At 35.1% G+C, this 8,933-nt stretch carries 10 protein-coding genes; 4 read left to right on the top strand and 6 right to left on the bottom strand.

Features of this window, described 5'->3' with window-relative positions; translation table 11 throughout:
• On the bottom strand, positions 1-1,516 hold a 1,516-nt coding region (locus QZ657_RS16790), incomplete at its 3' end, for an ABC transporter ATP-binding protein (RefSeq protein ID WP_291968190.1).
• Entirely contained in the window at positions 1,509-2,258 is a 750-nt protein-coding gene (gene truA, locus QZ657_RS16785) for a tRNA pseudouridine(38-40) synthase TruA (RefSeq protein ID WP_291968189.1), read from the bottom strand. The genes truA and QZ657_RS16790, both read right to left, overlap by 8 nt.
• A 156-nt stretch (positions 2,259-2,414) precedes the next feature.
• Between truA and QZ657_RS16780 the strand changes: the two genes are divergently transcribed.
• Complete coding sequence (locus tag QZ657_RS16780) at positions 2,415-2,909, top strand: metallophosphoesterase family protein (RefSeq protein ID WP_291961196.1); 495 nt, start codon at positions 2,415-2,417, stop codon at positions 2,907-2,909.
• A gap of 43 nt (positions 2,910-2,952) precedes the next feature.
• Here QZ657_RS16780 and QZ657_RS16775 read toward each other — a convergent pair whose 3' ends face one another.
• The 3 genes from QZ657_RS16775 to QZ657_RS16765 form a co-directional block, all read right to left on the bottom strand.
• Positions 2,953-3,813: a hypothetical protein gene (locus tag QZ657_RS16775; RefSeq protein ID WP_291968188.1), complete on the bottom strand. Its 861-nt coding sequence runs from the start codon at positions 3,811-3,813 to the stop codon at positions 2,953-2,955.
• A gap of 107 nt (positions 3,814-3,920) precedes the next feature.
• Positions 3,921-4,406 carry a hypothetical protein gene (locus QZ657_RS16770; protein WP_291961199.1) on the bottom strand — a complete coding sequence of 162 codons (486 nt, stop codon included), beginning with the start codon at positions 4,404-4,406 and terminating at the stop codon, positions 3,921-3,923.
• A gap of 262 nt (positions 4,407-4,668) precedes the next feature.
• On the bottom strand, positions 4,669-5,079 hold the full coding sequence (locus QZ657_RS16765; protein WP_276471796.1) for a DUF4293 domain-containing protein: 411 nt from the start codon (positions 5,077-5,079) through the stop codon (positions 4,669-4,671).
• Positions 5,080-5,275: 196 nt separating this feature from the next.
• Between QZ657_RS16765 and rho the strand changes: the two genes are divergently transcribed.
• The 3 genes from rho to QZ657_RS16750 all read left to right on the top strand — a co-directional run bounded on the left by rho (position 5,276) and on the right by QZ657_RS16750 (position 8,483).
• The gene (rho, locus tag QZ657_RS16760; RefSeq protein ID WP_291968187.1) at positions 5,276-6,916 is read left to right on the top strand and encodes a transcription termination factor Rho; all 1,641 of its coding nucleotides are present in this window, start codon (positions 5,276-5,278) and stop codon (positions 6,914-6,916) included.
• Between the two features lie 190 nt (positions 6,917-7,106).
• Positions 7,107-7,790 (top strand): hypothetical protein, encoded by a 684-nt coding sequence (locus tag QZ657_RS16755; RefSeq protein ID WP_291968186.1) that lies wholly within the window; start codon positions 7,107-7,109, stop codon positions 7,788-7,790.
• A 12-nt stretch (positions 7,791-7,802) separates the two neighbouring features.
• Positions 7,803-8,483, top strand: a complete 681-nt coding sequence (locus QZ657_RS16750; RefSeq protein ID WP_291961205.1) for a hypothetical protein — start codon at positions 7,803-7,805, stop codon at positions 8,481-8,483.
• 100 nt (positions 8,484-8,583) lie between these two features.
• Here QZ657_RS16750 and rpsT read toward each other — a convergent pair whose 3' ends face one another.
• Complete coding sequence (gene rpsT / locus QZ657_RS16745) at positions 8,584-8,835, bottom strand: 30S ribosomal protein S20 (protein ID WP_036152561.1); 252 nt, start codon at positions 8,833-8,835, stop codon at positions 8,584-8,586.
• Positions 8,836-8,933 lie beyond the last annotated feature (98 nt).

Genomic DNA, 8,933 nt, shown 5'->3' with positions numbered 1-8,933 from the left:
AAATTAAAATACTAGGGTTGCTAACATAGGCTCTTAAAAAAGCAATTAATTGTCGTTGACCGCTAGAAAGCATGGTACCTCTTTCTTTTACATTATAATGATAACCACCTGGCAGACTAGAAATAAACTCATCTACACCTATAGCCTTGGCCGCATTCTCTATATTTTCAACTGTGATACTTGGATCTTTTAAAGAAATATTATTGGCGATAGTATCGGCAAACAAAAAGACATCTTGCAGTACTACGGCAATATGAGAACGCAGAGATGCTAGATCGTAATCTTTAATATCTACCCCATCAACTAATATAGACCCGCTGTTAATTTCATAAAATCTATTTAATAGATTAATAATGGTACTTTTTCCGGCACCTGTAGCGCCAACTATAGCAACGGTTTCCCCCGCTTTCACATCAAAAGAAATACCGTGTAAGACCTCTTCATTTTCTAAATATCCAAAATGAACATCATCAAATTTAATATCGCCATTGACAATTTGTTTTTGATAAGAACCCACATCTTGAATGTGGCTATCGGTATCTAAAATTTTAAATACCCTATTGGCGGCAACCATCCCCATTTGTAGCGTGTTGAATTTATCTGCTATTTGACGAAGTGGCCTAAACAACAAGTCTATTAACATAATGAAGGCAAATACAGTACCTGCTATATCCGTAGAAATATTAGCTACATTTTGCAATCCGCCATACCAAACGATCAATCCTACGGTAATAGAGGAAACAATTTCAGCGATTGGGAAGAAAATAGAATTATACCATACTGTTTTCAACCATGCTTTTTTATGCTTTTCATTGATTTCCCTAAACTTGTCACTCTCAATTTTTTCACGGGTAAACAACTGCACTATCTTCATACCCGTTATACGCTCTTGAACAAATGAATTAAGGTTGGAGACCTCTGCCCTAACCTCCGTAAAAGCAACTTTCATGGCTTTTTGAAACCATCTTGTAGCATATACGATAACGGGCAACAAGGCAAAGACTATTAACGAGAGTTTCCAATTAATAAAAAGCATTACTACGGCAGCAACGACCATTTTCAACAAATCTGCAACAATAACAAAAAATCCTTGACTAAAAATCTCTCCGATCCTTTGCATATCGGCCACCGCTCTGGTCACCAATACGCCCAATGATGAATTATCAAAATAGGTCATCTTGAAGGAAAGCATCTTTTTGAACAGGTTGATGCGAACATCTCTAATCACGGATTCTCCAAGCCAGTTGGCATAGTAGTTAAATGCCAATTGACAAATTACTTGCCCCAATAACACTACCAACATAGCAATAGTTAAGTAAAGCAACATCTCATCATTGTTGCCTTTAATAGCGGTATCTATAATTTCTTTTACGATCAAAGGCGTAAGAATGGCAAAACCGGATAATAGAATTGCAGCCAATGCAACGCCGTAGAAAGTAATTTTATACGGTTTTGTGTAGGCGAGTAGGCGTTTAAAAAGACGTGTGTCAAATGCTTTGCCAGAATCCTTATCCATTCTTTAAAATAGTATTGGGGTAAACAATAGAGGTCAAATATAGTCCTTTTGCAGGAACGGAAACACCTGCTTTTGTTCTATCCTTACTTTTTAATATGGTATTAACATAGTCTGCCGGATATTTACCCAAACCCACATTAATTAAGGTGCCAACTATAGCTCTGACCATATTTCTTAGAAACCTATCCGCAGTGATCGTAAAAATAAGTTTGTCATTTTCTAGCTGCCAATGTGCTTCTCTTAAATCACAAATATTGGTAAAAACATCCGTATTGGATTTTGAAAAACATTCAAAATCTTTTCTTCCCAGCAATAATGTAGCGGCATGGTTCATTTTTTCTATATCCAGCTCTTTTTTTACATAATGGGCAAGTTCTGTAGCAAAAGGATTTTTATTTTTATCAATATGATATTCATAAGTTCTAGCAGTAGCATGGAAACGGGCATGGGCATCTTCTTTTGTTTCAAATATGCTATTTACCGCAATATCATTGGGCAAGAAAGAATTTAATCGAAAAACGTATTCTTCAATATTATCAATAGCATCAACATCAAAATGGGCATACATTTCTTTAGCGTGAACACCGGTATCTGTACGACCGGCACCCATAAGTGAAACCTTAGAATTTAAAAGTTTAGACATACCGTTTTCTAGCACTTCTTGTACCGTAATGGCATTTGGTTGGTACTGCCAGCCATGATAAGCTTTACCGAAGTATGAAAATTGAATGAAGAATCTCAAAAGGATGTACTAGTTTTGTATCTCACAAAGGTATTAAAAAGGATAGGTTTTAACATTGAATGGATTAAGCTGTAATTCTAAACATTAGAATTACCGTTTTAAATACGTAAGCAACCATCAAACTCAATCTTCTTATCCGCATAACCAAAATTAAAAATGACCAAAATCCTATTACTTTCCGATACACATTCACATATAGACGATGCTATATTAAAACACGTGAAATGGGCAGATGAAGTATGGCATGCCGGCGATATTGGTTCATTAAAAGTTACTGATGCCATTGCAAAATTAAAACCCTTGAAAGGTGTTTACGGTAATATTGACGATCATATCATTCAAAAAGAATTCCCGGAAAACAATAGATTTTTCTGTGAAGGTGTAGATGTACTAATCACCCATATTGGTGGTTACCCTCCTAAATATAACATTAGAACAAGAGACATTATAAAAGAGAATCCGCCAAAATTGTTCATTTGCGGACACTCGCACATATTAAAAGTAATGATGGATAAAAAATTAGGCGTTTTACACATGAACCCGGGAGCATGTGGTAAACATGGTTTTCACCAAGTACGTACTATGTTGCGTTTTGTCATAGAAGGTGATAATATTAAAGACCTTGAGGTAATAGAATTGGGCAAAAGATAAAATACAGGATTTTAATGTTTAAACAAACCCTGTATCTCACTAATTAATATTCAAACGAAACGCCTAAAGAAAATGTACCACCATCATAAATATTCTTACGCTCCACCAAAAAACCGGCATAATCCGAATATTGGGCTACCACGTTGAAATGATCGGTAACCTTATACATTGAAGTAACACCGTAATTGGTGAACGTAGTACCTTCACCAAACAAGAACGAACCACTTTGTACGTTATTTTCAGAAGATAACCGCTCTTGAATTTTCAATTTTCCTATTACATATAGTCTATTAAAAAACAAATGTCCTAATTCTACCCCTGCTTGTAACTGGTTGCTAAAACCCTCTGTTCTAAAATTAACACTAGAGAAAGCAGAAGCGTAAGTTTTGCCATTACTAAAACCATGAGATGCCGCAAGCGTTGTCCAAACATTAAACTCGCCATCAGAGACCGGAAGATTTATTTCATCAAATTGACCAAAGGCATTGGCATTTTTTGATTGCGCAAAATTACTGCCATCATTGGTGGGTATATCTAAGGCAACTTGTAACGATAACGGGAAGGTTTTTAAAAGTTTATATTTTACGCCTAATTGAATATTCCCAACTCCGCCAACAGTTTCGGTAGTACTAAAACTATTTAAACGCACCAGGGGCAAATCAAGAATTGCCGTAATCCTATCGGTTATTCCATATTCACCATAAATTAAGAATGCGCTGGTATTAAAAGTACTTCCCTCATTGGCTAATCTTCCTTCTGTAGTATAATAGTTATTAGAAGATAAATGTGCTGCAGATGCTTGAACATAAAATGTTTTTGCTTCTCTCGTCCATCCACTTTGTGCCTGGGTGTAATAAGTAAATAGGCAACAGCATATGACTATGATGCTTTTTAAATTTTTCATAATTCTTTGATTTTAAGTTATAGAGATATAACCTTAATAAAAAGCCTTTGGGAAACATAGAAAAACAGAACCATGTGTCTCTATTCCCAAAGGCTGCAAATAGTTTATTAGTTCAAAGCAACATTACCAAATGGTATGTTTGCAGTAGCACACCAAAGAATAATGTGTGTGTATTTAGCATCTGGTGCAGCATCTAGTTTAATGAACATTTCACCGTTGTCAGCCACGTTACCTATTAACATTAAATCTGGATTTCCGTTTGCCGGATCAGCCGTAAAAACTTCAGAAGTAGACAAAAAGATTCCAACGGTACCAGTTCCTAATTCAGTAGTAAAGTCATCTGCAAAACGAACAAAGTTTGTATCGTCCGCATCAACACCTAATTCAACCAACCCTTGTGTAGGCGTACCGCTTTCAGCAACTAGATTACCGCTTAGGTTAACCATTAAATCACCCACCGGCAATGACGAATCTACCTCTACAGTTTCCGTTTCGGTAACAGTTACCACCTCCCCATCATCATCTGAACAACTAACAAAGAAAGTTGTCATAACACTAGCTAGTACTACAAGAGTAAATTTTCTGTTTTTCATAATTTTAATTTTTAAAATGTTTAGCTTTAAAACAGGTAACCAACGACTATCGTTTGCCTTGCTGTTTCTTGGGTACAAACATAAAATTGGGGTATCACGAAGAATTCAAGAAAACGTAAACAGTTTATCACATTAGAGAGAAAAGCTGCAATAATTTTGTGATATATAAAGAGGGGGCTATTGTATAAAGAAGGAAAAGGGCATAAAAAAACCCGGAAACTACCCCGGGTTTTAACGCACTAATACTACTAAGATTATAGGTTTAACGTAAGCGATCAACAGATTTTACAAGATCTTCATCCTTTTTTATAGCTCTATTTGCTAGAAACAAAAAAATGATAGAAAATACTGGAATCAGCATCCCAATACCCTTCTCAGAGACCGAAGTCTCTCCGGATAAGTTTAGTGATCGATAAACAAAAAATCCTAATAAAATAAGGTTCAATATCATGTTCAGTCTGTTTATAACAAACTGAGATTTTCTATTCTTAAATTGTACTATGGCCCAAACGGCAAGAACAGTACTTGCATAAAAGGCAATAGATATAAGCATTTCATTATTTGCAAATACTTCAACACCATCAATATCTATCCATAGGTTAAAGAAGAACGGTAGAACACCCGTAAGTATTGCTACGACTAACAAATAAATGCTTTGTATTCTTTGAATCATATATCAATTACCAGTTTACACTGCAAAAATACATGTCTTTTCAAAAAATATAACCCTTTTATTCAAAATAATTTGTAATATTGCTACGTTATCACGTCATAACGCCTACCAGTAAGGAAAACATCTCCTTGAGATTATCCAATTAAAACAGTTACTTCTTACAATACAAACTACATATAATTTATTCTACTACTTAATGTTTGAGATTTCAGATTTAAAATCAAAAAAGCTACCTGAGCTTCAGGAAATTGCTAAGGGACTAAAGGTTCCTAAATTCAAAACCTTAAAAAAACTAGATTTAGTTTATCAAATTTTGGACGTGCAAGCTGCAAATCCGAAAGTTGCCGCAGCTATAGTTCCTGCCGCAACAGAGGAGACCAGCAAACCTGCAGAGGCAAAACCAAAACCGAAGCCAAGGCCTAGATCACGTGTTGCCAAAAATACCAGTACGGAATCTAAGGTACCTGCAAAACCAACTCAAGATAAAACTACTCCTGAGAAAGTTACCCCGGTTAAGAAAGAGAATAATACAGAAAGTGTATCTAAGGAACCTGTAGAACAAAAAAGACCTAGACCTAGACCGAAAGCTGCAAACCAGCCTAACAAAAAGAATTCTAACCAGAATAACAATCACAATAAAAAACCTAACCCTAGACACAGTCACGACAAAAGTAATTTTGACAAGGACTTAAAAAATAGGTACAAGGAACCTGAGTATGAGTTTGACTCCATTATTGCCAGTGAAGGAGTATTGGATATCATGCAAGACGGATATGGTTTTTTACGTTCTTCTGATTATAATTATTTATCATCACCAGATGATATCTACGTTTCTCAATCGCAAATTCGTCTTTTCGGCTTAAAAACTGGCGATACCGTACTGGGCAATGTAAGACCACCAAAAGAAGGTGAAAAGTATTTCCCTCTTATTAAGGTGAATAAAATTAACGGTATAGACCCACAGATTGTTCGTGATCGTGTGTCATTTGAACATTTGACTCCGTTATTCCCACAAGAAAAATTCAATTTGGCAGAACGCCAAAGTACCATATCTACCCGTATTATCGATTTGTTCTCCCCTATCGGTAAAGGACAAAGAGGTATGATCGTGTCGCAACCAAAGTCCGGTAAAACCATGCTATTGAAAGATATTGCGAACGGTATTGCCGCAAATCATCCAGAAGTATATCAAATTATCTTATTAATAGATGAAAGACCAGAAGAGGTAACCGATATGCAACGTAACGTACGTGGCGAAGTAGTTGCTTCTACGTTCGACAAAGAACCAACAGAGCATGTACGTGTAGCGAACATTGTTTTAGAAAAAGCGAAGCGTTTAGTAGAATGCGGACATGACGTTGTAATTCTTTTAGATTCTATAACACGATTGGCAAGAGCATATAACACCGTACAACCAGCTTCTGGTAAAGTATTGAGTGGTGGTGTTGATGCCAACGCATTACACAAGCCAAAAAGATTTTTTGGTGCTGCCCGTAATATAGAAGGCGGCGGATCATTATCTATTATTGCCACGGCATTAACAGAGACAGGATCTAAAATGGATGAAGTTATCTTTGAAGAATTCAAAGGTACAGGTAACATGGAACTTCAATTAGATCGTAAGATTGCCAACAGAAGAATTTTCCCTGCAATTGACCTTACTTCTTCGAGTACACGTAGAGATGACATGTTGTTAGACGAAAACACACTACAACGTATGTGGATCATGCGTAAGTACCTTGCGGATATGAACCCTGTAGAAGCTATGGAGTTTATAGAGCAACGCTTTAAACAAACTAAGAATAACGAAGAGTTCTTGATGACGATGAATCAATAGAACTTTTTCTAATATGATAAAAAATCCCGATTTCTAAAGAAATTGGGATTTTTTCATTCATACACTTTTCTTACTGACATGCAATGTTTTACATTGTCTCAAATTTATTTTTAATATCTTTATTACTCAAGAAAAGAACTCTCCCCAGTCTTTTACTAGTTTTCTAATTAATCCTTTTAATTCTCAGAAAATGAAAAGACCACACACCCTAATCAGTAAAATTTTATACTCAAGTATTCTTATAGCCTTTATTAACTGCAAGAAAGAAGAGAAAAAGGATATTGAGCAACCACACCCTATAGCTACAGTAAGTGCTCCAGAAGGCATTATTTCTATAAAAGAAGCAAGTACGTTATATAATAATTATACAGAGCACAGAGCTGATATAATTGAACAATATGAACAAAAGGTACGTGCCCCAGAAAAAGAATTTCAAGTAGGTAGATTTGTAGATTTTGATTACCAAACTATAAAAGACTATATAGCCTATGTTGACCAAGAAGCTAAAAATGCAGGTGTAGAAAAAGTAACTAAATTACGCCTGTATTTTGCAAACTACCCTACCAAAGGAAATTTCCCTGACGGTAAACCATTTGTACACCCAAGACAGAACTCTATATTTATAGTTCCCACAATAAATAAAAAAGGAGAAGATTACGCCTTTTATATTGGAGAAAATGGAAAAGCCGAATTGATACGTGACTTAACAATGAATCAAATTAACGGCATAGGTAATTACAGACATGATAAAACTGAAAAATCATATGCCAGCATAATACCAACATTCACTTTAAATTCAAGCTTACAAACCAGAGGAACCAGTCTTGCATTAAACCGCGGAAATGGCGGACCACCACCTCGGACAGATTTTTAAAATATGCCCCAAATGATATTGGATTTTTTCAGTAGAAGTTACTTTGTAATTATTTACGGCATTGCATTAATAGCATCTATTAAAACGTATAGAAAGTTTTTTGATACCGTTTTTAGATATCTTCCGATCATAATTGCCTATACTTTTTGTAATGAATTATTGGGTTATATGATTAAGTATTTTCCTGATTATACCTTTTTCAACGATTTAAAAGATAGCCAGTACAATGAAATCATCTACAATTTGTATGACCTTGTATTTTTCCCCTATTTCTATTACGCCTATTGGAAACTTTCATCGAATAAAATAAATAGAAATAGAATTTTATGGGCGTCAATAATAGCCATGTCTAGCTATATTATTAGTTGTTTTTTTCAAAACCCTATGGACATTACCCTATTTTATGCATACACCATTGCCTCTTTAACATTACTATATTGCATATTCATTAATTTCAAAGAAAAATACGACGCAGGAGCAAAAATCATCAATCGCTATAATCTCGTATTTTGGATAAATAGTTCGTTGATCATATTTTATTCTACATCGCCCTTTTTATTGATTATAGGATATACCCAATATAATTTGTGGGAATATTATAATTTAAGATTGGTATTAAACATTCTAATTGTATTAATGTACAGTGTGCTAACTATTGGTTTCTTGAGCAGCAGCAAACGCTCGTTTAAATAGACCAATAATTAGTTAAGTCTTCAACATCTATGCAGAAACTGTTACAAACAAAAAAAGCCTTCCAAATTGGAAGGCTTTAAAATATTATAATAGCAGAAATTTACAATGCAGCAACGTGCTTTGCCAATTTACTTTTTAAGTTGGCAGCTTTGTTATCATGTATAATGTTACGCTTAGCTAAACGATCGATCATACTAACAACACTTGGAAAAAGAGCCTCTGCATCTTTCTTAGATTCTTCTGCACGCAATCTTTTGATAGCATTACGGGTAGTTTTATGCTGATATCTGTTACGTAAACGAACTGCTTCGTTTCTTCTAATTCTCTTTAATGCCGACTTGTGATTTGCCATTTTATTATTTGTTATAATATTTTCGGATTCTCATCCATTCAATTTTTGTAGTCCGTAGGGGAATCGAACCCCTGTTACCAGGATGAAAACCTGGCGTC

Origin of the sequence: Maribacter sp. (genome assembly GCA_020629415.1) — a bacterium.
In the GTDB taxonomy this organism is placed as follows: domain Bacteria; phylum Bacteroidota; class Bacteroidia; order Flavobacteriales; family Flavobacteriaceae; genus Maribacter; species Maribacter huludaoensis.
The sequence above is the reverse complement of the archived record's forward strand: the minus strand, read 5'-3'. Positions and strand labels throughout refer to the sequence as shown.

Bases quoted from the DNA above. Each gene is read 5' to 3' on its own strand.
- QZ657_RS16765 (WP_276471796.1), bottom strand. From the start codon at position 5,079: ATGATTCAAAGAATACAAAGCATTTATTTGTTAGTCGTAGCAATACTT.
- QZ657_RS16780 (WP_291961196.1), top strand. From the start codon at position 2,415: ATGACCAAAATCCTATTACTTTCCGATACACATTCACATATAGACGAT.
- QZ657_RS16755 (WP_291968186.1), top strand. From the start codon at position 7,107: ATGAAAAGACCACACACCCTAATCAGTAAAATTTTATACTCAAGTATT.
- QZ657_RS16750 (WP_291961205.1), top strand. From the start codon at position 7,803: ATGATATTGGATTTTTTCAGTAGAAGTTACTTTGTAATTATTTACGGC.
- rho (WP_291968187.1), top strand. From the start codon at position 5,276: ATGTTTGAGATTTCAGATTTAAAATCAAAAAAGCTACCTGAGCTTCAG.
- QZ657_RS16775 (WP_291968188.1), bottom strand. From the start codon at position 3,813: ATGAAAAATTTAAAAAGCATCATAGTCATATGCTGTTGCCTATTTACT.
- QZ657_RS16770 (WP_291961199.1), bottom strand. From the start codon at position 4,406: ATGAAAAACAGAAAATTTACTCTTGTAGTACTAGCTAGTGTTATGACA.
- rpsT (WP_036152561.1), bottom strand. From the start codon at position 8,835: ATGGCAAATCACAAGTCGGCATTAAAGAGAATTAGAAGAAACGAAGCA.